This is a genomic window from Rivihabitans pingtungensis, from assembly GCF_003201855.1.
In the GTDB taxonomy this organism is placed as follows: Bacteria; Pseudomonadota; Gammaproteobacteria; order Burkholderiales; family Aquaspirillaceae; genus Rivihabitans; species Rivihabitans pingtungensis.
On sequence record NZ_QJKI01000016.1, the window covers coordinates 22,918 to 48,909 of the forward strand.

Sequence of the window (25,992 nt, forward strand, 5' to 3'; positions counted from 1 at the left end):
ATACCGTGCGCAGGCTTGGTAACAGGCAATACACGCAGGCTTGCCTTGTGTGATGATATTGGGTAAGATGTGAAGTTCTATGGCGGGTCTCCCCGCATTGCAAGGTGGTGAACCTGGTCAGGTCCGGAAGGAAGCAGCCACAGCCGCTTATTGCAAGTGCCGGGGGTCAGGCTCGCCACCCCTTCCCCTCTGATTTACCCTCCCCTCTCATCATCACTGCGATGGCCCAGATTGGCGCGTTGTGGTTTTTACCCAACTTTATTTCGCCATTCCGTTGTCGTCCGCACAAGGCACGGTAAAATACTACGTGGAAGTACGTAGAACTTTTGCCTCAATGCATGGTCAATCACACACTATGTGTTTGGAATTTTTCCAGATTTGACTTATAACCTTAGTGCGGGGCGTACGCTGCCATTACGACGAGAGGAAACGTTATGAAACTGTTTGAAAAAATCCCTAACCCACGGGAAATCCGCCGCAAGCTCGGCCTGAACCAACAAGAATTCTGGAGCAAGATTGGCGTCACCCAATCCGGCGGCTCCCGCTATGAATCCGGTCGCAACATGCCCAAACCGGTGCGTGAATTGCTGCGTCTGGTGCATATCGAGCAAGTGGATCTGTCCAAGGTGAAGCGCGAAGATTTTGAAATCATCGAGTACCTCAAGGACACCCACCCGGATTTGTACAAGAGCCTGCGCAAAGCTGTCAAAGCCCAGGCTGAAATGCAAACCGACCCGGTTGCCCAGGCCTGAGCCTGAAAAATCCTCACTGCAAGCGGCACGCTTGCGCGCCACGCAGGGGCAAGCGGCATGATTCTCATGCCGAGCTGCGTCGCCGTGAACCACCGCTTGTTGCGACTGTCTTCACGGCGCTGGATGGTTTGTCATGGTTGGCCCCATGACAAACCATCCCGTTGCCCGACAGCTGCACCCATCACGCCATCCCCCGCCTGGCAGCGAACGGATGGCGTGATGCTTTTGGCGCCAGCCAAAAAAACACCCCCGTTGCGCATCGGCCAGCAGCCTGATGCGCAACGGGGGGGTTTATCTTCGCCCTTACATCACCGCCGGCGGCGCGTCTGCATCCGGCGTCTCATCCGAGCGCACCAGCAACACCGGCACATTGGCGCGGCGCATGATACCTTCGGCCACACTGCCCATCAGCAGGTGCATCAAGCCCGAAAAGCCATGGGTGCCCATCACGATCAGTTCGGCCTGTTCTTTTTCTGCTTCACCGACCAATACCTCGGCCATTTTGTCGCCCCAACTTTCCAGCAGCACGGCGCTGCATGGCAAGCCAGCGGCCTCAACGGCTTCGCGCGCCTGATTCAGCACCGCCTCGCCGGTAGCCTTGATATTCTTCTGCAACTCGGAAGCATCCAGAAACTCCGTGCCACCCCAGCCAAACTGGGCCAGATCAACCACATGGGCCAGCAGCAGCGTTGCCCCGGTGTGCTGGGCCAGCTTGATGGCCTCATCCAGCGCGCGGCGCGAAGTACTGCTATCGTCCACCGGGACAAAAATCCGTTGATACATGACATGCTCCTTGAAATTGGCAAATGCCGCGCGCCAGACCAAGCGATATTCCCGCCCGTCTGCGCCGGCCTGCGCCGCCAGCGGGCGCCAGAATCGGACCCAAAGCCGCACAGTTGAGTTCAGTCTAGCAAAGCCGGCCTGCGTGCTGTTGATTTAGCACAAGCCCACGCATACACTCGATGCTGTTTTGATTCTGTATATAGAAATGGAGCGCGCCTTGGCCCGCGTCAAACTGACCCTGCCGGACGCCTGGCAATTCGACACCACCGTCACCGTGCGTATCGGCGACATCAACTACGGCGGCCATCTTGGCAACGACGCCGTGTTGTCGCTGGTGCACGAAGCCCGTCTGCAATATTTCAAATCGCTGGGTTACAGCGAAATCGACATCGAAGGCATCGGCATTGTGCTGGCCGACGCCGTGGTGGTGTACCGCGCCGAGGCCTTTCATGGCGACGCCCTGCGCGTGCGCGTGGGCCTGGGCGACTTCAACGCCTACGGCTTTGACATGTTTTACCACCTGGAAAACCCCGCTGCCGACAAAGAAATCGCCCGCGTCAAAACCGGCATCGTGTTTTTTGATTATCAAACCCGCAAGATCGCCCCGATTCCGGCGGCGTTCATCCAACGCGCCGGGCTCGCCGAGCTTGTCGCCGCAGCTGCAAAGGAGTCCGCATGAAACGTTACGCCCCCAATAGCCCGCAGGCGATTGCCCGCATCCTGTGCATGTTCATGATGGGCGACGGTGTGATGGACCCGCGCGAGCTCGACAGCTTTGACCGCCTGGATCTGCTCTCCCTGCTGGGTCTGGAGCGCAAGGCCTTTCTGGCCCTGTTCCACGACTACTGCAACGACATCAGCGACGAAGCCGAGCCGGACGGCAGCATCCACCTGGTGGACCGCGCCCGCGCCGACCTGGTGCTGGATGAAGTCACCGACCACCAAAAGCGCCTGCTCACCTGCGCGATTGCGCTGGACCTGTGCAAGGCCGACGACACCATCAGCGAGCCGGAAATGGCCCTGCTGCAATACATGATGGCCAAATGGCACATCACGCTGGACACCCTGGAAGAACAGTTCATCCGCCAATGAGCCACACCCTGTTTGAAGGCAGCGACCACTACGTCGCCACCGCCGACCTGATGATGGCGGTGAACGCCGCCATCACCCTGCAACGCCCGCTACTGGTCAAGGGCGAGCCTGGCACCGGCAAAACCATGCTGGCCGAGGAAATCGCCCGTGCGCTTGGCCGTGAGCTGATTGTCTGGCCGATCAAGTCCACCACCAAGGCGCAGCAAGGCCTGTATGAGTACGACGCCGTCTCGCGGCTGCGCGACGCCCAACTGGGCGAGGCGCGCAGCCAGGAGGTAGGCCACTACATCATCAAGGGCAAGCTGTGGGAGGCGTTTGACGCCGAACAGGCGCCGGTGCTGCTGATCGACGAAATCGACAAGGCGGACATTGAGTTTCCCAACGACCTGTTGCGCGAACTCGACCAGATGGAATTTTACGTCTACGAAACCCGCCAGCAGGTGCGCGCCCGTCAGCGGCCGATCATCCTGATCACCAGCAACAACGAAAAAGAACTGCCCGACGCGTTTTTGCGCCGCTGTTTCTTTCATTACATCCGCTTTCCCGACGCCGACACCCTGCGCCAGATCGTGCAGGTGCACTACCCCGACCTGCGCGAGCAGCTGATTGGCGAGGCGCTGGAGGTGTTTCTGGCCGTGCGCGAGCTGCCCGGCCTGAAGAAAAAACCTTCCACCTCCGAGCTGCTGGACTGGCTGCGCCTGCTGGCCGACGAACGGCTGACGCCAGGCGAAGCGCCGCTGGCCGCCAGTCTGAGGGGCGCCAGCGCGCCGCCGCATGCCGGCGCGCTGCTGAAAAACGAGCAAGACCAGCATTTGCTGGAGCGCTTGATTGGCCTGGTGAAAAACCGCCGCTGATCGGTTGGCTCAATTTCGCCAGCAAAATGGCCCACCAGACAGCCGTCGGTGGGCCATTTTGCTGGCCGGCGACCCCACGAGAGCCTGCTACACTATTGCCTGCCGAATATCAGGAGAGCCGCCATGATCATCCGTTCCGCCTTGCTTGCCGTCTGCTGTTTGCCGCTGCTGGCGCACGCCGCCGCGCCGGCAGATGGCGTGTATGTCACCGAACGCGGCTGGGGCGTACTCAGCGTCAAGGCCGGCGCGTTCAAACTGGATACGATGGGCAGCAATGCACATACCTGCCAGGTGGAAGGCAAGCTGAACGCCCAGGGCGTGTCACGGCCAGATACGGCCGGCAGTGACGAGCGCTGCGAGCTGCGCCTGAGCCGTGAGGGCGCAGGGGTGAACGTGGCCAGCACGCCTGGCTGCCGCTATTTTTGCGGCATGCGCGCCGGACTGGATGGGCTGTACCTGAAGCCGGCCGCTGGCTGCGAGCCGGCACAGCTGCGCCGCCAGCGCGCGCTGTTCAAGCAGCAATACGACCGCAAGGACTACACCGGCGCAGTGGCCACCCTGGCCCCGCTGCTCAGCCAATGCCAGCGCACGCTGGACTGGCTGGGTGAGCCCTGGCTGCGCAATGATCTGGCGCTGGCGCAGCTGCGCGCAGGCGACGCCGCCGCCTGCCGCGCCACCCTGGCGCCGCTGGCCGCCGACGCCGCGCGCAGCGATGAGGCCATCCGCAACGACTACCCGCCCAGCGACGCCGACGCCTACTTAAGCGTGCTGAAAGCCACGCGCACCAACCTCAAGCTGTGCCGTTGAGTCCTGCGCCGTCTGCTAGAGCCGTGCACAAAACCCCGCACAACGCGTGGCTGCGCGGGATTTTGTGAGCAACGCTCAGCTCAGCACATACTTGAGCACAAACACCGAGGCAATCAGCGCCACCGGCCAGCCAATCTGCTGGCGACGGCCAGCGGCCAGGTTGAGGGTGACAAAGGCAATGGCGCCAAAGGCGATGCCGTCGGCAATCGAGAAAGTAAACGCCATGGTCAGCGCGCACAGCAGCGCGGGCGCGGCTTCGGTGATGTCGTCCCAATTGAGCAAGGCAAAGCCCTTGAGCATCAACATGGCCACATACACCAAGGCCGGCGCGGTGGCCCACGGCGGCACGGCGGCGGCCAGCGGGGCAAAAAACAGACTGGCCAGAAACAAACCAGCCACGGTCACCGCTGTCAGCCCGGTGCGCCCGCCCGCGGCGATGCCGGCGCTGCTTTCCAGATAAGAAGTGGTGCTGGACGTGCCCAGCAAGGCGCCCACGCTGATGGCAGCGCTGTCCGCCAGCAAGGCGCGATTCAGGCGCGGCAGCTTGCCCTCGGCGTCCAGAAACGGCCCGCGCTGGGCCACAGCGATCAAGGTGCCCGAGGTTTCGGTGAGGCTCATCAAAAAGAAGCCCAGCACCACGCTCAACACCCCCGGCGCCAGCGCGCCGGCCACGTCCAGTTGTAGCCAGGTGGGCGCCAGCGACGGCGGCGCGGCAAACACACCGTTGAATTCACTCAGCCCCAGCGCCGCCGACAGCGCGGTGATGGCCAAAATCCCCAGCAAAATCGCCCCCGGCACACGCCAGCGCTCCAAGGTGACAATCAGGGCAAAGCCGGCCAGCGCCAGCAGCGCTTGCGGCTTGTGCAAATCCCCCAGGCCCACCAGCGTATCCGGGTTGGCCACCACCACCCCCGCCTGTTGCAGGGCAATCAGGGCGATAAACAGCCCCACCCCGGCCGAGATGGCCTGTTTCAGCGACAGCGGAATGCCGTTGACAAAGCCTTCGCGCAGCCGGGTGATGCTGACCAGCATAAACAACACGCCCGACACAAACACCGCGCCCAGCGCCGTTTGCCACGGCAGCCCCAGCCCCTTGACCAGCCCAAAGGTAAAAAACGCATTGATGCCCATGCCTGGCGCCTGGGCAATCGGATAATTGGCCAGCAGGCCCATCACCGCCGAGCCGATGGCGGCGGCCAGGCAGGTGGCGACAAACACCGCGCCATGATCCATGCCGGCTTGGGCCAGAATGTCCGGGTTGACGAACAGAATCGACGCCATGGTCAGAAAAGTGGTGAGACCAGCCAGCACTTCACCGCGCGCGCTCACCCCGGCTGCGCGCAGCTTGAACAAGGATTCAACCATACAAATCAGTCATATCTTTCAAAATGCCGGGCGATGCCCCGGCCAACCAGCAGGCCGGTAAACAGCCGGCCGCCACGGCAAGCCCGGCGCAACTAAGCTCCACTCACAAAACCTTCCTGGCGTTGTTGCCCGACCTTGCCGTACTACCCGTACTGTCTGCGGTCGTGCGCCTAGCCAGGATCGCTGCGCTGGGTTTTGTGAGCGACGCTGTAAGAGCGCGCAGGCAAGCGCGGCGATTATCGCGGCGCGCGGGCGTGGGGTCAACGCCAACGGCATTGCTTTCAGGATGGTTGGCGCTGAGTGGCGCCAGGCGGGCAATTGGCACGGCAATCGAGAGGGTGTGATGCTGATGGCAGGCCGCGTGAATGGGAATACTCTAAGAGCGGCTAACAAAACCCTCCTGGCGTCGTTGCCCGACCTTGCCGTACTGCTTGTACTGTCTGCGGTCGTGCGCCTAGCCAGGATCGCTGCGCTGGGTTTTGTTAGCCACTCTAAATTGGTGTGTTTCTTGCTTGATTTTTCCGCCCCTGTGTAGGGCATCAGACAGCATTTGTGGAGCCAGCCCATGCTACAAGACCGTTTTGGCCGACGCATCGACTATGTGCGCCTGTCGGTGACCGACCGTTGCGATCTGCGTTGCAATTATTGCATCCCCAAAGGATTCAAAGGCTTCGAAGAGCCCAGCCACTGGCTGACCTTCGACGAAATCGAGCGGGTGATCGGCGCTTTTGCCCGGCTGGGGACACGACGTGTGCGTCTGACTGGCGGCGAGCCCTTGCTGCGTCGGGGCGTCACCGAGCTGGCGGCGCGACTTTCTGCCCTGCCCGGCCTGGACGATTTGTCCCTGTCCACCAACGCCACCCAGCTGGCGCGCCACGCCCAGGCGCTGAAAGCCGCAGGGGTGAGCCGGCTAAATGTCAGCCTGGATTCGCTGCGCCGCGACTGCATGACCGAAGTCACCGGCCGCGACAGCCTGCCGCAGATTCTGGATGGGCTGATGGCGGCCAAAGCGGCGGGGCTGGCGCCCATCAAGATCAATATGGTGGCCATGCAAGGCGTCAATGAGCACGATATTGAAGCCATGGTGGGCTTTTGCATTGAGCACGGCTTCATCCTGCGGCTGATTGAGGCGATGCCGATGGGCGACACTGGCCGCAACGCCCAGTATCTGGATGTGCAGCCAGTGCTGGCGCGCCTGCGCGACACCTTTGGCCTGACGCCACAAACCGCCACCCTGGGCGGCGGGCCGGCGCGCTATTGGGCCACGGCGGATGGCCGCTTTACCCTGGGGGTGATTTCGCCGATTTCCCAGCACTTTTGCGCCACCTGCAACCGCGTGCGCCTGTCGGTGGATGGCACCTTGTATATGTGTTTGGGTCAAGAAGAAAGCGTGGCGCTGCGCCCGCTCTTGCGCGCCGGCATCAGCGACACCGAGCTGGAAAACGTGATTCGCGACGCCATCGAACTCAAACCCGAGCGCCATGAGTTTCGCGAGCAACCCGGCAAGGTGGTGCGCATCATGGCCAAGACGGGGGGCTAACCCGAATGAGAGCGGCTAACAACCCCCTCCTGGCGTTGTTGCCCGACCTTACCGTACTGATTCGTGCGCTTGGCCAGGAACATTGTGCTGAGTGTAGCGAACAACACTTAGCCACGAAAAAGCCGCCCGGCTCGGGCGGCTTTGTTCTGGGTGGACAATACGGCCAGCCATACGTTAGCGTCCTGGTTCTGGCCAGGTAGGCGAGCGCAGACAGTGCAAAAAGTGGCAAGATCGGGCTACTACGCCAGAAGGGTTTTGTGAGTGACTTTTAGACACACGTCACCGTGAGACGCTTACCCGCTCAATACATGCCTGCCGCCACATTCCGCGCAAGGCCGAGGTAAAATCCAGGCAAAAACGCGCCTCATCCATCAGCGGGCTCGCCTCCACCTGAGTACGCAGCCCCAAGCGCAAAGCATTAAGGCTATGCAGATCGCGGGCCAACTCCACGACGATCTTGACATATTCGTCCTCGGAAGTGGCCACCCATTCAGGGTGACCCACAGCATGCAGCAGGCTGCAGCCCATGCGGGAAGCAAACCGCTGGCCGGCAAGGGTAACCAATGGCACACCCATCCATAATGTGTCACAGCTGGACGCCCCACCATTGGCAGGAAAAGGATCCAATGCAATATCAATATCGTGATAAGTCAGATATTGACGGGTACTGTCACGTGGCAAGAGACATACCCGATCCGGGTTTACACCATGACTGGAAAATGCATTCAAGAGCGCATGGCACAAGAGCTCATGTTGAGCACCAGCCAGCTCCAGTAACAGACGGCTGCCTGGAATAGCCAATAGCACACGGGCCCACACACGAATGACTCCGGGCGTCAGTTTGGTTAAATTATTACAGCAGCCCAATGTAATTTGGCCTGTTGTTAATGCCGGGGTCTGGCGTACTGCATACTCTGCAGCCAGCCGCTGCGCGGGGTGGCGTAACATCGGGCGGTAGCAGCAAAAGACATCTGGCAAATACCACAAGCGCTCGCTGTATTTGGCCTGTGCTCCTTCTGGGTCTCCTCGTGCATCGGTGATTCGCCAATGCATATTGTGCAAGCCCGTGGTATCAGGATATCCCAGCCATGTTACTTGCACAGGCGCCGCACCACGCGCAAATGTCAGTAAACGATTACGGGCAGTATGACCAGAAAGATCAATCAGGATATCAATCTGATCCGTGCCGATCTGGGTGGCCAGCGCATGGTCGCTCCAGCCTGCGACATCACGCCACACTGTACAAGCATGCTGGTGGCGGACTTGAATGGGATCATGATCATGGCTGTTGTAGTACACATACTGCTCAAATTTGCCGACCAACCCCTCAATGACAGGCAGCGAGAAATAGGCCACAGAATGATTGCGCAAATCAGCAGACACCCACCCCAAGCGCAAAGGCCTTTCCGGATCATTCAACTGTGGCCAAGCCTCCCAAGATTTCACCTCCGGCTCATACTGCCGTGCAAACGCCCGACTCAGAGAAATCCGTTCGGCATCACTGATATGCTCGACATACTGGGCAAGCACTAACAGATTATGCAGCGCGGTCGGCCGCGAGACATCGACTTGCCAAGCCTGCCAGAAAGCCTCACTCGCTGTTTCTGTACGCCCCAGCTCTTTGAGTAAATCGCCTAAATTGTTCAGCGCCTCATAATCTGAGGGGGCCAACTGCAGGGCATGGCTGAGTGCCTGTTCAGCCTCGGTAAAACGTTGCAATGACTTGAGAGTACATGCCAGGTTGTTATATGCCATGACATTATCTGGATCCAGAGAGAGACAGCGCTGAAATGCCTGCAAGGCAGCCTCATGACGTCCCTGCTCATCCAACACACATCCCAGATGATTCCAGGCTGGGGCATAGTCCGGATCATGTTCCAGCACATCACGCAAACAGGATTCTGCCTCGTCCAGCCGCCCCTGTTCTTCCAATACAATACCCAGGTTATTCCCAGCCTCAATCTGGCAAGCAGGCGTACGCATGGCTTGGCGATAATAGCGCTCAGCTTCTTCCAAGCACGCCATTCCTCGCAAGGCATTACCTAGATTGACCAAGGCCTGTGGGTAATCAGCCTGCAGGGCAAGCGCACGTCTCCCTGCCACCTCCGCCTCTTCATGACGCCCCAGACTGTTGAGCACATTGGTCAAGCTATTAAATACAGAGGCATCATCTGGCAACCTGCGTTGCGCCATATCCAGTGCTTGCATCGCCTCGGAGAACTGCCCCAAACGAATCAGCGCCACACCCAGAGCTTTCCAGGCAAAACCGTGTCCAGGGCACTGTGCCAGGACGGCACGGGCACATTCGGCCAATTGCAGATCATCTCCTTGTTGAAAGCAGGCAACAATCGCCGCATCATGTCGTGGTAAGTCACGGGCAAAATCCAGCGCCTGAGCCAACTGCTCCACCACCTCCCCCGCCAACCCTTGCGCCCGGCCGCGCGCCAGCAATTCGCTCGCTTCGGGATAGCGCTCATCATGCAACAAGGCTTCCAGGCAACTCACCCAGAACAAGCCATCTTCTGGCACAAGCTCCAGCGCCCGGCGCAGATACGACAGCGCACGGGCAGGTTCACCACGTCCCAGCCATAACTGCCCGAGGTTGTGCAACGCATGTGGATGGGTTGGTGATTCAGCCAGCACGGCCAGATACAAAGGTTCAGCATCGTTGCCACGACCAGCTTCATGATGAGCCAGTGCTTGGGCAAACAGAGAGTCAGTCTGTGTCATGATATGCCTGCGTCCGCCAGCTTGCCGACAACAGCCCCGACCGACGCGTGTGATATGTGAGGAAAAAACAGCAAGGAAAACACATATGCCATCAAACCGATGGCGTGCTGCCAGACTGAATATGACCACAAGCGCATCAAGACGTCCATGGTGGCAAGGCCAATGCTACGGCCGCAGCTTGCGCAAGGCCCGCAAACACCCCGGCGACGCCGCCAGATCCAGCGCAGTCCAGTCGTCAAAATTCTTCAGCGTCGGGTCCGCGCCCAGTTCCAGCAACACCTCCACCAGCTCGGCCTTGCCATTGGACGACACATACATCAAACAGCTGGCGCCGTTGCCGTTTTGCTGGTCAATCGGCGCGCCCACCGCCACCAGCTTGCGCACCAGCGCCGGGTCGCCGTGGTAGCAGGCCAGCCACAGCGCATTGCAGCCATCCTGATTGAGCACCTCCACCCGCGCGCCATGCGCCAGCAAGGGGTCGATCAGCTCGATGCGCCCCAGCTTGGCGGCGCGCATCAGCGGCGTCAGGCCATTGGCGCCGGGGGCGTCCGGGTCGTCCAGCGGAAAACCATGCTCCAATAAAAACTCACGCAATTCGGGGGTCATCACGGCCTTTCGGTAAGGTCAGCGTCCGGGTAGGGCGGCGTGGTTTCCACTCGCGCATCCACCACCGGCAGGCCGACGGTAAAGTGATACAAGGTTTGCAGACGCGCGTCGTTCAGGCCCAGCGCGCCGTGCAAGGTGTTGTCAAAAAAACAGCCAATGCCGGTGCCGCGCAGGCCGGCGGCTTCGGCCTCCAGATAGAGCGCCTGGCCAATCTGCCCGGCTTCGCGCAGCAGCAGCCGGTAGCCGTGGCCGCCGTGTGCGTCCAGGGTGGCGTCGAATTCGCCGAGCATGGCCACGGTGAATGCGCCGGTCGAGGCGATGTCCTGATGACAGCACAGCGCGCGCATAAAGCGCTGCGCCTCGGGCAACTCCAGCGTGCGCAGCCGCAGCAGGCCCAGGCCGCGCGGGCAATCCGGGTGCAGCGCGCTGACCGGCGCACGCTCAGGAAAATGCAGCGCCAGCTCTGGCCACTGCGTCACCCGGCCGGGCTGGCGCGGCAGCAAATACAAACCCGGGCTGAGCCCGTCCACCCGCAGCACGCACAGCAGCAAATGCACCGCTGGCGCCATGGCCGGCACATGCCAGGGCGCGCCCTCGTGGGGCAGCAGCGCCTGCAACAGCCGGTAAAAATCCGCCGCCGGCATGGCGTGGCGCGGCTGATAACGCTGGCCGCTGCGCCGCTGCTGGATCAGCGTCTGCGCGCTGGCCGGGCTGGCGTGCGGCGACGGGGTGGGCGACAGCTGGCCCGGCGTGGGCGTCCAGCCTGCTGGCGGCGCCTCATGGACGCGGGTGGCCACCGCCACGCGGTCGATCACTGGCCAGCGGTAGCCGGGCTGGGGATCGATCACGCTGGGCTGGCCCTGCCAAACCGCCGCGCTCAGCCAATCCGCCAGCGCGGAGGCGCCCGGTGGCGGCGTCACCCCCGGCGCGCCCAGCCACAGCAGGACTTCCGGTTCTTCGTCTTCGGTGTAGGCGTAGCGGCCGCTGGGGTAGTCGCTTTCCCGATCCAGCCCCAGCAGCGCCGCCAGCTCGCCGCTGGCCAAGGGCTGCGCCGCCACCGTCCAACCCAGGCTGGCGGCGGCGTAGCCAAACGCCGCCATGGCGTGGCCAATATCCAGCTGACAATACCGAAACGCCCGCTCGCCGTATTTCCACGCCTCGCGCCACATCACCGAACTCAGCCCCACCGCCAGCCAGCACGGCGCGGCGCTGGGCGCGATCAGCGCGCGGCCTTCCAGCGCGTGCGCCAGCGGGTCGTAATGGTGCACGCCATCGGCCAGGCCGGGCACGCCGCGCGCCAACAGATAACCTTCCACCGGGTGCAGATTGCCGGACGAAGGATTGTTGCGCAGCGCCCAGCGGCTGCCCTGCCAGCTTTTCCAGGCCGACAAGCCCAGGCTCAGCTGCAAGAGCGCGGCGACATTGGCCAGCGTCACCGGCAGCGGCGCCGGGTGCGGCTGCGCCAGCTCGGCAAACGGGCGGTCTTGGTCCGCTGCGCAAAACGGCAGCTTGAGGGTGGGCGCGCCGGCAAACTGGCGAAACGGCGCCGGCTGGGCGTCCCAGTCCAGCTGGCCGGGGCCTTCGGCGTAGCGCTGCATATGGTGTTTGCTGCGCAGGTGGTAGTTGCGCGCTTCGGCGGCGGACAAATTCACGTCAGTGCTGCTCATGGCGGGCTCCAGACCAGATGAAAAACAGGGAAACAAGCCGCGATCGGCTTAGCCGGCCGACTCGGGCAGCGGCTCCGGCGAGGCCAAGGCCTCAGCCAACCACTGGGCAATATGCCGGGGCGCGCGGCCACAGCCTTCTTCGATCTGATGACGGCAGGAAAAGCCATTGGCCAGCACTGGCGCGTCGGGCGCGGCGCGCAGCGCCGGCAGCAAATCCAGCTCGGCCATGGCGCGCGAAATATCGGCGTGCTCGGCGTCCAGGCCAAAGCTGCCGGCCATGCCGCAACAGCTGGCGTCGATAAATTCAAACTGGCAGCCCGGAATCAAACGCAGCACCTTACGCAGGGATTTCATCGCCCCCACGGCTTTCTGGTGGCAATGGCCATGCACCAGCATCGGCGGCTGCGTCCAGGGTTTGAGCTGCCAGCGCAACCGCTTGCGGTCGTGCTCGCGGGCGATGAATTCTTCAAACAGAAACACCTGGCGCGCCACCTGACGGGCGTCCTCGCCCAGGCCCAGCTTGAGGTGATCATCGCGCAAAGACAGGATGCACGACGGCTCCAGCCCGACAATCGGCGCGCCGCTGGCCAGCGCTGGCGCCAGCGCGGCGTGCAGCCGGCGGGCTTCTTCGCGCGCGGCATCCACCTGGCCCAAGGACAGATAGGTGCGGCCACAGCACAGCGGCCGCGCCGGCTCGGCGTCGTCGGCCAGCGGGCGCAGCACATGCACCTGATAGCCGGCGGCGTGCAGCACCGCCTGCGCCGCCATGGCGATGTGCGGCTGAAACAGCCCGGCAAAGGTGTCCACCAACAAAAACACGCTGCGCTCGCCCAGGACCGGCGCAATCGCTGGCGGCAAATACGGCCGCGCCGCAGGCTGCGGCAGCTGGCGCGAGGCGGCCACCCCCAGCCAGCGCTCGCCCAGCTGCGCCAGCAGCGGGCTGCGGTTGCGCCAGCCAATCAGTGCGCCCAGCCACGGCCGCCGATGCAAGAGGCGGGGCAGGCCGGCAAACAGCTGGTCGCGGCGGCTGACGCCCAGGGCGGCGTTGCGCTGCGCCTGCCATTCGATTTTGATCGCCGCCATGTCCACCTGATTGGCGCATTCGCGCTTGCAGCCCTTGCAACCCACGCACAGCTCCATGGCCTCGGCCAGCCGCGCGTCGGCAAACGGCGCGGCGCCCAGCTCGCCATTCAGCGCCGCCTTCAGCGCCAGCACCCGCGCCCCCGGCGAGTGGGCGATCTCGCCGCTGACGCGAAAGCTGGGGCACATCACCCCCTTGGGCGTGCGCTGGCACAGCCGGTCGCCAATGCACACCGCCACGGCGCGGGCAAAATCGCCGCCAGTGGCGGGGATGCCGGCGTAGGCGTCGCCCTGGCCGGCGGTTTCGTAGCTGGACCAATCCAGATGGTGTTTCATCACGGCCTCTTGTTTACACAGCGTCGCGCTTTACCGTGTCTGCAAGCAAGGACAAGGCCATGAAAAATTCATCACAAAATCAAAATATTGAGAATTTTTGTTCATCCGCCCCGCGCAACATTGTCCGACACGCGCCCAGCTTGGCGACGCGCCGCCAGATCGCCCTGCCCCAGGCTGCTGCACGGCGCTGCGCACGGCCCACCGTTTGCCGCGCCCACCCGATGCACCAATAAAACACATGCATAAACAAGAATGGTGCACGCCCACGGCGCACCCTGCGGCTCCAGACGGCCAAGCCGCGCCAAAACAGCGCCCAGGATGGTGCATGGCGCGCAAAAGCCGTGCATTCACCCCGCCCAGCGCCATTTTGCCGGGGACGTGCGAGCTGGTTCACATCTTGCTAAATCAATAAGCACTCACCTTCCGTTCCCAAGATTCCAGCATAAACAAGGAGCCGATGAATGCCCGTACTCTTCGATGAAATGTTCACGGCCGATCAGCAAGTGCGCGCGCACTACCAGCCGTTTCACGACTGGCTCAAGCAGCAGCCGGACAATTTCATGGCCAGCAAGCGCGAGGAAGCCGACCTGATCTTCCGCCGGGTGGGCATCACCTTTGCGGTGTACGGCGACGACGCCGGCACCGAGCGGCTGATTCCGTTTGACCAAATCCCGCGCATCATCCCCGCTCACGAGTGGAAAACCCTGCAAGCCGGGCTCAAGCAGCGCGTGCGCGCGCTGAATATGTTCATCCACGACGTCTACCACGAGCAGGCCATCATCAAGGCCGGCGTGGTGCCGCCGGAATATATTCTGGGCAATAGCCAGTACCGGCCGGAAATGCGCGGGCTGAACGTGCCCAACGATGTTTACGCCCACGTGGCCGGGGTGGACGTGGTGCGCGCCGGCAAAGCAGACGGCAGCGGCGACTACTATGTGCTGGAAGACAATCTGCGCGTGCCCTCCGGCGTCAGCTACATGCTGGAAAACCGCAAGATGATGATGCGCTTGTTCCCTGATCTGTTCGTCAATAACCGTATCGCCCCGATCGCCCACTACCCGGATGTGCTGCTGGATTCGCTGCGCGCGGTGGCCCCGGTGGGGGTGGACGACCCCACCGTGGTGGTGCTCACCCCTGGTATTTACAACTCGGCCTATTTCGAGCACGCCTTCCTCGCCCAGCAAATGGGCGTCGAGCTGGTCGAGGGCAAGGATTTGTTTGTTGACGACCACACCGTCTACATGAAAACCACTCAGGGCCCGCGCCGGGTGGATGTGATTTACCGCCGGCTGGACGATGATTTTCTCGACCCGCTGGCCTTCCGCCCGGATTCGGCGCTGGGCGTGCCGGGGCTGATGTCGGTGTACCGCGAAGGCCGGGTGACGCTGACCAACGCCATCGGCACCGGCGTGGCCGACGACAAGGCCATCTACACCTTTGTGCCGGACATGGTGCGCTTCTACCTGAGCGAAGAACCGATTCTGAATAATGTGCCCACCTGGCAGTGCCGCAAACCGGAAGACCTGTCTTATGTGCTGGCCAATCTGCCCGACTTGGTGGTCAAGGAAGTCCACGGCGCGGGCGGCTACGGCATGCTGGTGGGCCCGGCCGCCACGCAGGCCGAAATCGAGCACTTCCGCCAACTGCTGAAAGCCTCGCCGGGCAATTACATCGCCCAGCCGACGCTGGCGCTGTCGGCCTGCCCGACCTTTGTCGAATCCGGCATTGCCCCGCGCCATATCGACCTGCGCCCGTTTGTGCTGTCTGGCAAGGGCATCTCGGTGGTGCCGGGCGGGCTGACCCGCGTGGCGCTGAAAGAAGGCTCGCTGGTGGTGAATTCCTCACAAGGCGGCGGCACCAAGGACACCTGGGTGCTGGAGGGCTAAGCCCCGCGCCGCGTGTTTCATCACACTGAATTGATCACCCCGCCGCCCTGATAAGGCGCGGCGAACAAAACCCAGCGCAGCGCGCGGCAAGGGCCGCGCCACCCGCCAGGACGGTTTTGTTCGACGCGCGAAACAGGGGCGGCGACCCCCAAGGGAAAACACACCATGTTGAGCAGCACTGCTGACCACCTGTTCTGGATGGCCCGTTACGTGGAGCGGGCCGAAAACACCGCGCGGATGCTGGACGCCAATCTGCAAAGCTCGCTGCTGCCGCAAGCCGGCTCGACGCCGGGCGAAGTCTGGCACACCATGCTGAGCCTGTCTGAGCTGAAAGACGCCTACCTGGCCCGCCATGACCAGGTCAGCTCCGACCGCATGCTGGATTTTATGGTCAGCGACACCAGTAATCTGTCCAGCATTTATTGCAGTTTTCGCGCCGCCCGCGAAAACGCCCGCGCCGTGCGCGGCGCACTGACCACCGAGCTGTGGGAAACCTTTAACACCACCTGGCTGGAAATGAACCAGCAGCTGAAAAACGGCGTGCACCAAAAAACCCCCGGCGAGTTTTTTGAGTGGGTGAAGTTTCGCTCGCACCTGTCGCGCGGCGTGCTGATTGGCACCATGCTCAACGACGAGGCGTTCCACTTTGCCCGGCTGGGCACTTTTCTGGAGCGCGCCGACAACACCGCGCGCATTCTGGACGTCAACTTCCGCCGCCAGGCCGAGCAGGACGCGCTGCAAGTGGACGGCGACGAGCAAAACGACAGCCTGCAACGCGATTACTATCACTGGGCTTCGCTGCTGCGTTCGCTGTCGGCGTTTGAGAACTACCGCAAGGTGTACCGCCACGCCATCACCCCGGCGCGGGTGGCGGAATTGCTGATTTTGCGCGGCGACATGCCGCGCTCGCTGCTGGCCTGCCTGGCCGAAGTGGAGCGCAACCTCAAGGCGGTGGCCAATAAGCAATCCGGCGAAACCGAGCGCCGCGCCGGCATGATGCACGCCGAGCTGCGCTACGGCCGCATCGACGACATCCTGCACACCGGCATGCATGCTTACCTGACAGATTTTCTGGAGCGCATCAACGACCTGGGCGCGCGCATCAGCCAGGATTTTCTGGTGGGCTGAACGCCCGCGCCGCCACACCCTGAGTGACCATCCCGTCCCCCGCCGCCGGCGGGGGCGCTAGCCCTGCGGAGAGCCCCATGTCCATTCACGTCGCCCTGCGTCACGTGACCCACTATCGCTATGACCGGCTGGTCAATCTGTCGCCGCATGTGGTGCGCCTGCGGCCCGCGCCGCACTGCCGCACGCCGATTTTGTCCTATTCGCTGAACATCGAACCGGCCGGCCACTTCATCAACTGGCAGCAAGACCCGTTCTCCAATTATCTGGCCCGGCTGGTGTTCCCGGAAAAAACCAGCGAATTCAAGATCACCGTCGATCTGGTGGCCGAGATGTCGGTGTTCAACCCCTTTGATTTTTTTCTGGAGCCCAGCGCCGAGCAGTTTCCGTTTGCCTACTCGCCCGAGCTTAGCCACGAGCTGCAACCCTATCTGGCCAAGGGCGAGCTGACCCCGGCGCTGAAAGCCTTTATCGACGGGCTGGACCTCACCCCGGTGGGCACGGTGAACTTTCTGGTGGCGCTCAACCAGAAAATCCACCACGCCATCCGCTACCTGATCCGCCTGGAGCCGGGCGTGCAAACCCCGGAAGAAACCCTCACCCTGGCCAGCGGCTCCTGCCGCGATTCTGGCTGGCTGCTGGCGCAGGTGCTGCGCCACCTGGGCCTGGCCACCCGCTTTGTGTCCGGCTATCTGATCCAGCTCAAGCCCGACGTCAAATCGCTGGACGGCCCCAGCGGCGCCGAAGCCGACTTCACCGACCTGCACGCCTGGTGCGAGGTCTACCTGCCCGGCGCCGGCTGGATTGGCCTGGACCCGACCTCGGGTCTGTTTGCCGGCGAGGGCCATATTCCGCTGGCCTGCTCGCCCGAACCGGGCAGCGCCGCGCCAGTGAGCGGCGCGGTGGACAAGTGCGAAGTGGCGTTCGAGCACCAGATGGAAGTCAGCCGCGTGCTGGAATCCCCGCGCGTCACCCTGCCGTATAGCGAGGCGCAATGGGCGGCCATCGACGCCCTGGGCCGCCAGGTGGACGCCGACCTGGTGGCGCACGATGTGCGGCTGACCATGGGCGGCGAGCCCACGTTTGTCGCCGACCACGACCGCGACGCCGAAGAATGGAACACCAGCGCGCAAGGCCCGACCAAGCGCGGCTACGCCACCGAGCTGGTGCAAAAGCTGTGCGCCCGCTACGGCGCTGGCGGCTTTTTGCACTTTGGCCAGGGCAAATGGTATCCGGGCGAGCAATTGCCGCGCTGGGCGCTGTCGGTGTACTGGCGCAAGGACGGCCAGCCGTGCTGGCGCAACCCGGCCTTGTTTGCCGACGAACGCCTGCCCTCGCACTACACCCCGGAAGACGCCAGCCGCTTTATCGACACGCTGACCCGCGTGCTGGGCCTGGACACCGATTGCATCCTGCCCGGCTACGAAGACGTGTGGTATTACCTGTGGCGCGAGCGCCAGTTGCCGGTGAACGTTGATCCCTTCGACTCGCGGCTGGACGACGAACTCGAGCGCGAGCGCCTGCGCCGGGTGTTCAAGCACGGCCTGGACAACGCCGTGGGCTACACCCTGCCGATTGCCCGCGATGGCGCGCGCTGGCGCACTGGCCGCTGGTTCCTGCGCGACGAGCGGCTGTACCTGCTGCCCGGCGACTCGCCGATGGGCTTTCGCCTGCCGATGGATTCGCTGCCGTGGGTGGACAAGGCCGACTACCCGTATCTGATCGAAACCGACCCGTTCGCCGAGCGCCACGCGCTGCCTGGCGCCGCCGAGCTGCGCGGGCAGTTTCCGTTTGCCCTGCACGGCGCCAGCGGCGCCGCCGCCCACGGCCAGGGCGTGGCGGCCAGCAGCGCCGGCCATCTGGGCGACGCGCCGCAGGGCAGCGCCGCCTACAACACCAGCGAAGCGCCCGCGCGCTTTGCCTCCGCCCACGAGGTGGTGCGCACCGCGCTGTGCGTGGAAGCGCGGCTGGGCGTGCTGTATGTGTTCATGCCGCCGCTGGCCCAGGTGGAAGATTACCTGGCGCTGCTGGCGGCGGTGGAAACCACCGCCGAATCGCTGAAGGTCAAACTGGTGCTGGAAGGCTACCCGCCGCCGCGCGACCCACGGCTGACCTTGCTGCAAGTCACCCCCGACCCCGGCGTGATCGAGGTCAACATCCACCCGGCCAGCCACTGGGAAGAACTGGTCGAGCGCACCGAATATTTGTATCAGGCCGCGCACGAAACCCGGCTGTCCACCGAGAAATTCATGCTCGACGGCCGCCACACCGGCACCGGCGGCGGCAACCACTTTGTGCTGGGCGGCGCCACCCCGGCCGACAGCCCCTTCCTGCGCCGCCCGGATGTGCTGGCCAGCCTGATTGCCTACTGGCACAACCACCCCTCGCTGAGCTATCTGTTCTCTGGCCTGTTTATCGGCCCGACCAGCCAGGCGCCGCGACTGGACGAGGCGCGCAATGATCAGGTGTACGAGATGGACATCGCCTTGCAGGAAATCCGCAAGGCGGTGGCTCGCCAGGGCGCCGACGTGCCGCCGTGGCTGATTGACCGCATCTTGCGCAATCTGCTGGTGGACGTCACCGGCAACACCCACCGCGCCGAATTCTGCATCGACAAGCTGTATTCGCCGGATTCCACCACTGGCCGGCTGGGCCTGCTGGAGCTGCGCGCCTTTGAAATGCCGCCGCACGCGCGCATGAGCCTGGCGCAACAGCTGCTGATCCGCGCGCTGGTGGCGCGCTTCTGGCGCACGCCGTATCAAGCCGGGCTGACCCGCTGGGGCACCGGCCTGCACGACCGCTTTATGTTGTCCACCTTTGTGCAGATGGACTTCGAAGACGTGCTGGACGAGCTGAATCAAGCCGGCTACGCCTTTGAGCTGGCCTGGTTTGCCCCGCACTTTGCCTTCCGCTTCCCGCGCATGGGCGAACTGAATGTGCGCGGCATCCATCTGGAGCTGCGCCACGCGCTGGAGCCCTGGCATGTGATGGGCGAGGAAGGCATGGCCGGCACCACGGTGCGCTATGTGGATTCGTCGCTGGAGCGCGTCGAGGTCAAGGTCAGCGGGCTGAATGACAACCGCTATGTCATCACCGTCAACGGCCAGCCGCTGCCGCTGCAACCCACCGGCCGGGTGGGCGAATACGTGGCCGGCGTGCGCTACCGGGCGTGGAACCCACCCTCGGCGCTGCACCCGACCGTCGGCGTACACGCGCCGCTGGTGTTTGACGTGATCGACACCTGGAGCGAACGCTCGCTGGGCGGCTGCCAATACCATGTCGCCCATCCGGGCGGGCGCAACTACGCCAGCTTCCCGGTGAACGCCTACGAGGCGGAAAGCCGCCGCCTGGCGCGCTTTTTCACCACTGGCCACACCGCCGGCTCGGTGACGGTCAGCGCGCGCGCGCCCAGCCGCGAGCATCCCTTCACCCTCGATTTACGCCGCCAGCCGGGGTAGACTTTCGCCCTGACCTATCCTGACCGAACCACGCCCGGCTGACCGCCGGGCGTTTTTTCCCTAGACAATATGGCATGAACAGCGATTACGCCGCAGACGCCGCCCGCGCCTGCGACCACTTCGACGAATGGCAGGATGCCCACGGCGTGCGCATGCACTGGCGGCGATTCTTTGAGCTGGAGTCCGCCGTCGAGCTGGCCGGCAAGCAAGGCGATGCCGACCGGCAAATCCGCGACAACGGCATCACCTACAATGTCTACGCCGACACCCGGCTAGGCCCGGCGCGGCCGTGGTCGCTGGACATCCTGCCCTTTATCCTCGACGACGCCGACTGGCGGCACATCGCCAGCGGGGTCAGCCAGCGCGCGCGCCTGCTCAACCAGATGCTGGCCGACCTGTACGGTGAACAAACCCTGCTGCAACAAGGCGTGCTGCCCACCGCGCTGGTGCTGGGCCACCCGGGCTATGTGCGCGCGCTCAAGGGCCATCGCCCGGCCGGCGGGGTGTTTTTGCATATTGTGGCGTTTGATCTGGCCCGCCATCCGAATGGCCGCTGGTGCGTGGTGTCGCAGCGCACCCAAGCGCCGTCCGGGCTGGGCTATGCGCTGGAAAACCGGCTGATTGTCTCGCGGCTGTTTCCCGAGGCGTTTCGCCAGCTGCGCGTGCAGCATCTGGCCAGCAGCTACCGGCAATTGCTGGCCACCCTGTCGCAGCTGAGCCCGCCCACCCCGCGCCAGAGCGCGCCGCGCATGGTGCTGCTCACCCCCGGCCCGTATAACGAAACCTATTTTGAGCACGCTTATCTGGCGCGCTATCTGGGCATCCCGCTGGTGGAAGGCAGCGACCTCACCGTGCGCGGCGACGAGCTGTTCCTGAAAACCCTCACCGGCCTGACTCCGGTGCAAGTGGTGCTGCGCCGGCTGGACGACAATTATTGCGACCCGCTGGAACTGCGCAGCGACTCCACCCTGGGCGTGCCCGGCCTGTTGCAGGCGGTGCGCGCCGGCAAGGTGCTGGTGGCCAATGCGCTGGGCAGCAGCTTTCTGGAAAGCCCCGGCCTGCACGCCTTTTTGCCCGGCGTCAGCCAGGCGCTGCTGGGCGAGCCCTTGCAACTGCCCTCGCTATTGTCCTGGTGGTGCGGCGAAGACGCCGCGCTGGTCGAGGCGCTGGAATGCCTGCCGCAACGGGTGATCAAGCCCACCTACCCTGCCGCCTCGCCGCGCGAGCATATGGAGCCGGTGCTGGCCAGCCAGCTGGACGCCGCCAGCCTGCACGCCTGGCGCGAGCGCATCCTGCGCCAGCCGGGGGATTTCACCCTGCAAGAAAACGTGCCGCTGTCGCAAGCGCCGATCTGGCGGCACGGCCACATCGCCGCCCACCCGGCCATGCTGCGGGTGTTCGCCATCGCCGATGGCCAGGGCGGCTGGCAGGTGATGCCCGGCGGCCTCACCCGCGTGGCCGACGAGCCCGACCAGCCGGTGGTGTCGATGCAGCGCGGCGGCAGCAGCCTGGACACCTGGGTGCTAACGCAAGGCGAGGTGGACACGTTTTCTTTATTGCCCGGCCAGCTGCGCCCCACCGACCTGGCGCACAAGCGCCGGCTGGTGACCAGCCGCGCCGCCGAAAACCTGTTCTGGATGGGCCGCTACGCCGAACGCGCCGAGCAGCGCGTGCGGCTGGTGTACTGGGCGCTGGAATGGCTGGCGGTGCGCCAGACCGACAGCGCCGGCAACGACGCCTGCCTGCCGCTGCTGGAAAACCTATGCCGCTATATGGGGCTGTTGCCGGTGGGCACGCCGGCCGGCATCGGGCCGGAAGCGCTGGCCCGCGCGCTGCGCATTGGCCTGGTGGACGGCCAGGCGGCCTGGAGCGTCGCCCACACCCTGAGCGCGCTGGCCGGCGCCGCCGCGCCAGTGCGCGACCGGCTGTCGTCCACGTATTCACGACTGGTGCTGGCCACCAGCCGGCGGTTTTCTGGCCAGCAGGCGCAGCGCGCCCACCAGGGCGACTACAGCAATGCCGAGGCGCTGGCCGACCTGGAGCAACTGGCGGTCGAGCTGGTGGCGATTGCCGGCGAACAAGCCGACCACATGACCCGCGACGACGGCTGGCGCTTTTTGGCGATTGGCCGCCATCTGGAGCGGCTGAACCTGCTGGCCGCCCAGCTGGGCCTGGGCATTGCCGGCTGCACGCCGCCGCAGGGGCCGGCGTTTGAGCTGCTGTTGGCGCTGTTCGACAGCACGCTGACCTACCGCAGCTATTACCAATGCCGCCAGGAACTGCCGGCGCTGCTGGACTTGCTGGTGTGCGACGCCAACAACCCGCGCGCCATCCGCAGCGTGCAGGCGGCGCTGCGCAACGAGCTGGAAGCGCTGCCCAAGCTGCCCGGCGCGCCGGCGCTGGCCGAATGGCTGCCCAGCTCGGCGCCGGGGCTGGACGCGCTATGCCAGCGCGCGCCCAATCAGCAACTGGAAACCCTGCGCTGTTTTCTGCAACACCTGGACAACGCCAGCGCGCGGCTGTCCGACGAAATCGGCCTGCATTACTTCAACCACAACCCGTCCTGGCATCCTGACAACCCGCCGGCAAGGAGCAGCCCATGCTGAACACCGCCGACACCGTGCTGCATATTTCCCACGTCACCCACTACGACTACGCCAGCCGCGTCGATCTGGCCATGCACCTGTTGCACCTGCAACCGCTCAGCCGCGCCGACCAGCAGCTGGAGGACTTCCGGCTGGACATCGACCCGCCAGCCACCCGCAACCAAGCCTCGCTGGATTATTTTGGCAACCCGCAGCACCACCTGACGCTGACCACCCCGCACCACGCGCTGACCGTGCGTGCAGAAAGCCGCGTGCGCCGGCTGGCCGCTGCCACGCCCAAGCCCAGCGCCAGCCCGGCCTGGGAAAGCGTGCGCGCCGCCATGCGCTACCGCGCCGGCCAACCCTGGCTGCCGGCGGCGGAGTTCTGTTTTCCGTCGGCCTTTGTGCCGCTGCACCCGGCGTTTCAGGCGTACGCCCAACTGGAATTCACCCCCGGCCGGCCGCTGCTGGAAGCCGCCATCGGCCTGATGGCGCGCATCCACCACGAATTCACCTACGCCACCGCCAGCACCGACCTCACCACCCCGGCGCTGGAAGCCTTCAGCCGCCGCCAGGGCGTCTGCCAGGACTTCGCCCACATCATGATCGCCTGCCTGCGCAGCCTGGGCCTGCCCGCCCGCTACGTCAGCGGCTACCTGCTCACCCAACCGCCCCCCGGCCAACCGCGCCTATTGGGCGTGGACGCCAGCCACGCCTGGCTGGCGGTGTGGTGCCCACAACACGACTGGGTGGAGCTCGACCCCACCAATAACCTGATCGCCGCGCAAAGCCACGCCGTCATCGCCTGCGGCCGCGACTACGCCGACGTCGCCCCGCTGCGCGGGGTGATACAAGGCGGCGGCAGCCATACCTTGTCGGTGGCGGTGAGTGTGGTGCCGGAAGGGGAGGCCGTTTTTACCCCCTCAGTGGCAGATCAGGACTGAAGCAGCCCAGCGGTAATGGTGTCGCAGACGGCGACGGCAAGGTGGGCCACGCCACCGGCGCCAGCTGCGCGTGTGGCTGTGGCCGGCCGAAGAAATAGCCTTGCAGTTCATCCACGCCCAGTTGTGCCAGTTGGCTGGCGCTGGCGGCAGATTCCACCCCTTCGGCAATCACCCGCAGGCCAAAGCGATGGGCAATATGCACGGCGCCCTCGATCACCGCCTGGACGCGGGGGTCGGTGGACAGCACAAAATGCTTGTCGATCTTGATGGCATGCAGGGGGAGTTCGCACAACCTGGACAAAGAGGAATAGCCGGTGCCAAAGTCATCCAGATGAATTTCCACGCCCAGTGGATGCAGTGTAGCCAGCGTGTCGCGGATGCGATGCAGATTATTGTCGTCAAACACGGTTTCAGTCACTTCCAGCACCAGCCGTGCCGGCGGAAGGCCACTGTCGGCCAGGGCGGCGGCCACGCTGTCGGCAAAATCGGCACGCACCAGTTGGCGGATGGAGGTATTTACTGCCACACGCGGCGCCTGGCCGGAGCTGTCGGCCGGCCAGTTGACGGCGGTCAGGCAGGCCTGGCGCAAGGCCCAGTCGCCAAGGCGCAGGATATGGTCGGATTCTTCCGCCAACGGGATAAATTCATCCGGCGACACCGGGCCAAAACCGGATGACTGCCAGCGCAGTAATGCCTCGAAAGCAGCCGGCTGGCCATCGCTTGCGCGCACCACCGGCTGAAAATTCAGGCGCAGCGAATCATCACGGTGAGCGGTATTCAGCGCCACCCCCAGCGCCAGCTTGCGCTGTTGTTGGTCATACAATTGCGGCTGATAGACCACCACCCGGCCACGCCCCAACCGCTTGGCTTCGGAAGCCGCCAGATCGGCACGACTGATGGCGGCCGGCAGCGACAAATCAGCGTCGATGCGGGTGAGATCCACCCCCAGGCTGGCGCCCAGGCGCAGGGTACGGCCACGGATCACGCAAGGGGCCGTCAGCCGGGCATGCAAGGCGTGTGCGGCCCTCTGGGCATCCTCCGGTGTGGCCGATGGCCAGACCTGGCACAGCACAAACTCATCGCCCCCCCAGCGGCTGACCAGCGTCGGACAGGAGAGTGCTTGTTCGGGCAGCAATGGCGTGGTCAGGCGCTGGCCGACTTCACACAAGACCCAGTCTCCCCAGTCGTGGCCCAGGCCGTCGTTGATTTGCTTGAAGTGATCCAGGTCAATGAACACCATCAGCAGCCAGGCACCGCTGTGGATGCGCAGAGTGGGCTCGGCCGCCAGCATGCCACGCCGGTTGAGCAGGTCGGTCAGGGCATCATGACGGGCCAGATGTTCCAGCTCGCGAGTGCGCGCGGCCACCCGACCTTCCAGCTCGCTGTTGATTTTCAGCACTTGCTCGGTTTTGGCCGATAGCGCATCGGCCAATTCGGCCTTGTCGCGCGCCAGGGTAATGGTGCGGATCAGCAACGTGTGATTGGTCTGGTGACTGCTGATCATCACCCAGGCAAACATGACGCCCATCAGCGACAGCAGCATGTGGGTGTCATTACCGAGCGCCAGGATACGCACACAGGCCGGCACCACCAGCAACAGCACATACAGCTTGCCAGACACGCGCAAGGCAGCCAGCGTGCCGGTGGCCCCGCCAGCCAGCGAGGACAGCATCACCAGAATGGCAAACTGCTGGGCGCCAGAAAACGCCGGCATGCCCCACCAGCCCAGCGCGCCCCACAAGCTGCCGGCACACAGCACCAGCGCAGCGTGAGCAATCACCAAACCACGGGCCGGCGCCTGCATAGGCGCGCGGCGCAGGGCCTGCTTGCACAGCAGATACAACAGCACGCGCAGAACAGTCACCCCCAGAGACAACGCCACCCAGCCGGTAAACCAGGCCGGCGCATTGGCGCGCAGGATCAACGCGGCCCCGGAAATGGCCACGACATTGACCACCAGCCCTTTCAGGTGATGGTGCAGGGCTTCCCGCCAGAGCTCGACACTGCATGACAACATGGGATGGCACGCCTTATTCAGCCAGACACACACCGTCTACCCAGCTGCCACGGCCTGACAGGAGGCGGCAGGGCACTAAGAGTGGCTAACACAACCCTCCTGGCGTTGTGACACGACCTTGCCGTACTACCCGTACTGTCTGCGGTCGTGCGCCTAGCCAGGAACGCTGCGCTGAGTTTTGTTAGCCACTCTAAAGCGCCGCTCACAAAACCCCCTGGCGTTGTGATGTGACCTTGCCGTACTTGTTGCACTGTCTGCGGTCACACGCCTAGCCAGGATCGCTTCGCTGAATTTTATGAGCGACTCTAAGTAGATTTACGGATTCACAGCAAAAATTATAGCCGAGCCAATGCGCGCTGGATGAG

At 64.0% G+C, this 25,992-nt stretch carries 18 protein-coding genes and 1 other RNA gene; 12 read left to right on the top strand and 7 right to left on the bottom strand.

Features of this window, described 5'->3' with window-relative positions:
• Positions 1-81 precede the first annotated feature (81 nt).
• Positions 82-180, top strand: an RNA gene (gene ffs, locus DFR34_RS11570) — signal recognition particle sRNA small type.
• Between the two features lie 254 nt (positions 181-434).
• Positions 435-752 carry a helix-turn-helix domain-containing protein gene (locus DFR34_RS11575; protein ID WP_110391319.1) on the top strand — a complete coding sequence of 106 codons (318 nt, stop codon included), beginning with the start codon at positions 435-437 and terminating at the stop codon, positions 750-752.
• Between the two features lie 303 nt (positions 753-1,055).
• Here DFR34_RS11575 and DFR34_RS11580 read toward each other — a convergent pair whose 3' ends face one another.
• Positions 1,056-1,535: a universal stress protein gene (locus DFR34_RS11580; RefSeq protein WP_110391359.1), complete on the bottom strand. Its 480-nt coding sequence runs from the start codon at positions 1,533-1,535 to the stop codon at positions 1,056-1,058.
• 217 nt (positions 1,536-1,752) lie between these two features.
• Between DFR34_RS11580 and DFR34_RS11585 the strand changes: the two genes are divergently transcribed.
• The 4 genes from DFR34_RS11585 to DFR34_RS11600 all read left to right on the top strand — a co-directional run bounded on the left by DFR34_RS11585 (position 1,753) and on the right by DFR34_RS11600 (position 4,288).
• Complete coding sequence (locus DFR34_RS11585; RefSeq protein WP_110391360.1) at positions 1,753-2,214, top strand: acyl-CoA thioesterase; 462 nt, start codon at positions 1,753-1,755, stop codon at positions 2,212-2,214.
• The gene (locus DFR34_RS11590) at positions 2,211-2,627 is read left to right on the top strand and encodes a hypothetical protein (protein WP_110391320.1); all 417 of its coding nucleotides are present in this window, start codon (positions 2,211-2,213) and stop codon (positions 2,625-2,627) included. Before DFR34_RS11585 ends, DFR34_RS11590 begins: the two co-directional genes overlap by 4 nt.
• Positions 2,624-3,481, top strand: coding sequence for an AAA family ATPase (locus DFR34_RS11595; protein ID WP_110391321.1), 858 nt, complete (start codon positions 2,624-2,626; stop codon positions 3,479-3,481). Before DFR34_RS11590 ends, DFR34_RS11595 begins: the two co-directional genes overlap by 4 nt.
• 123 nt (positions 3,482-3,604) lie before the next feature.
• Complete coding sequence (locus tag DFR34_RS11600; RefSeq protein ID WP_110391322.1) at positions 3,605-4,288, top strand: hypothetical protein; 684 nt, start codon at positions 3,605-3,607, stop codon at positions 4,286-4,288.
• A 75-nt stretch (positions 4,289-4,363) separates the two neighbouring features.
• Here DFR34_RS11600 and DFR34_RS11605 read toward each other — a convergent pair whose 3' ends face one another.
• A complete protein-coding gene (locus DFR34_RS11605; RefSeq protein WP_110391323.1) occupies positions 4,364-5,653 on the bottom strand; it encodes an NCS2 family permease in 1,290 nt (429 codons plus the stop codon).
• A gap of 565 nt (positions 5,654-6,218) precedes the next feature.
• Between DFR34_RS11605 and moaA the strand changes: the two genes are divergently transcribed.
• On the top strand, positions 6,219-7,193 hold the full coding sequence (moaA, locus tag DFR34_RS11615; RefSeq protein WP_110391325.1) for a GTP 3',8-cyclase MoaA: 975 nt from the start codon (positions 6,219-6,221) through the stop codon (positions 7,191-7,193).
• A gap of 279 nt (positions 7,194-7,472) precedes the next feature.
• Here moaA and DFR34_RS11620 read toward each other — a convergent pair whose 3' ends face one another.
• The 4 genes from DFR34_RS11620 to DFR34_RS11635 form a co-directional block, all read right to left on the bottom strand.
• A complete protein-coding gene (locus tag DFR34_RS11620; protein WP_110391326.1) occupies positions 7,473-9,923 on the bottom strand; it encodes a tetratricopeptide repeat protein in 2,451 nt (816 codons plus the stop codon).
• Positions 9,924-10,088: 165 nt separating this feature from the next.
• Positions 10,089-10,529, bottom strand: a complete 441-nt coding sequence (locus tag DFR34_RS11625) for an ankyrin repeat domain-containing protein (RefSeq protein ID WP_110391327.1) — start codon at positions 10,527-10,529, stop codon at positions 10,089-10,091.
• Entirely contained in the window at positions 10,529-12,196 is a 1,668-nt protein-coding gene (locus DFR34_RS11630) for a nitroreductase family protein (protein ID WP_110391328.1), read from the bottom strand. Before DFR34_RS11630 ends, DFR34_RS11625 begins: the two co-directional genes overlap by 1 nt.
• A gap of 48 nt (positions 12,197-12,244) precedes the next feature.
• Positions 12,245-13,612 (bottom strand): (Fe-S)-binding protein, encoded by a 1,368-nt coding sequence (locus DFR34_RS11635; RefSeq protein WP_110391329.1) that lies wholly within the window; start codon positions 13,610-13,612, stop codon positions 12,245-12,247.
• A gap of 461 nt (positions 13,613-14,073) precedes the next feature.
• Between DFR34_RS11635 and DFR34_RS11640 the strand changes: the two genes are divergently transcribed.
• The 5 genes from DFR34_RS11640 (at position 14,074) to DFR34_RS11660 (ending at position 23,610) form a co-directional block, all read left to right on the top strand.
• Positions 14,074-15,498, top strand: a complete 1,425-nt coding sequence (locus tag DFR34_RS11640; protein WP_110391330.1) for a circularly permuted type 2 ATP-grasp protein — start codon at positions 14,074-14,076, stop codon at positions 15,496-15,498.
• 165 nt (positions 15,499-15,663) lie between these two features.
• Positions 15,664-16,626: an alpha-E domain-containing protein gene (locus DFR34_RS11645; protein ID WP_110391331.1), complete on the top strand. Its 963-nt coding sequence runs from the start codon at positions 15,664-15,666 to the stop codon at positions 16,624-16,626.
• A gap of 77 nt (positions 16,627-16,703) precedes the next feature.
• Positions 16,704-20,081, top strand: a complete 3,378-nt coding sequence (locus DFR34_RS11650) for a transglutaminase family protein (RefSeq protein ID WP_110391332.1) — start codon at positions 16,704-16,706, stop codon at positions 20,079-20,081.
• 74 nt (positions 20,082-20,155) lie between these two features.
• Positions 20,156-22,687 carry a circularly permuted type 2 ATP-grasp protein gene (locus DFR34_RS11655; RefSeq protein ID WP_110391333.1) on the top strand — a complete coding sequence of 844 codons (2,532 nt, stop codon included), beginning with the start codon at positions 20,156-20,158 and terminating at the stop codon, positions 22,685-22,687.
• Positions 22,681-23,610 (top strand): transglutaminase family protein, encoded by a 930-nt coding sequence (locus tag DFR34_RS11660; protein WP_110391334.1) that lies wholly within the window; start codon positions 22,681-22,683, stop codon positions 23,608-23,610. The genes DFR34_RS11655 and DFR34_RS11660 overlap by 7 nt, the downstream gene beginning before the upstream one ends.
• Here the strand turns inward: DFR34_RS11660 and DFR34_RS11665 are convergent.
• A complete protein-coding gene (locus DFR34_RS11665; RefSeq protein ID WP_110391335.1) occupies positions 23,582-25,627 on the bottom strand; it encodes a putative bifunctional diguanylate cyclase/phosphodiesterase in 2,046 nt (681 codons plus the stop codon). The genes DFR34_RS11660 and DFR34_RS11665 overlap by 29 nt on opposite strands.
• Between the last annotated feature and the right edge of the window lie 365 nt (positions 25,628-25,992).